Below are 620 nucleotides of genomic sequence, written 5' to 3'. Positions count from 1 at the left end.
ACCACCGGCACCAGCACGGATTGGCCGTCGACGGTCTGGTTGACCAGCCACACCATGTCCTGGGTGAGGCTGGCCATCTGCTGGGGCGTGAGCGCCACGCCCACGGCGAGGTCGAACGACCGGGCTTGCTGCGCGCCGGCATCCATCAGCGCCTTGTATTGCTCCAGGGCATCGCTGTTGCCATCGAGGTAGCGCCGGCCGGTCAGGCCCGTGATCTGGTCCAGCACCAGCTGGGTTTCGTAGAAGGCGTCGCCCAGGCGCTTCAGGGTGAGGTCGCCTGGCAGGCCCAGCTGGTTCAGAAGGTAGTCGCTGCCCAGGAAGCCGCTCATCGTGGCGAAGCGCGGATCGGTCTCGACCAGGTACGGGCTGCCGGCGCCGGGGTGGATCGTATACAGGCCATTGCCGGGGAGTTGAAGGGGGCCCAGCGGTGCGGCGCGGTCGCCGACGGTGTGTGCGCCGGGACCGGGTTGGCCGATGAGCGGCGCGCCGGCCGCGTTGGGACCTAAGCCCACGCCCACGACAGGCTGGCCATCCGCACCGACCACGGTGTTGCGGATGGCTTGGGCGCTGATGTCGAGGGCGTGGCCGGCACTCATGCGGGCGCTGAGGCGGGCGCCGGG

At 70.2% G+C, this 620-nt stretch carries 1 protein-coding gene; it reads right to left on the bottom strand.

Annotation, left to right across the window (positions count from 1 at the left end; translation table 11 throughout):
- A partial coding sequence (locus ISP15_RS18250) for a hypothetical protein (protein WP_404549417.1) occupies nucleotides 1–596 on the bottom strand: 596 nt, incomplete at its 3' end.
- Nucleotides 597–620 lie beyond the last annotated feature (24 nt).

The organism is Dyella jejuensis (assembly GCF_044904675.1).
Lineage (GTDB): Bacteria > Pseudomonadota > Gammaproteobacteria > Xanthomonadales > Rhodanobacteraceae > Dyella_B > Dyella_B jejuensis.
Note: the sequence above shows the minus strand (reverse complement) of the source record. Positions and strands in the feature narration are given on the sequence as shown.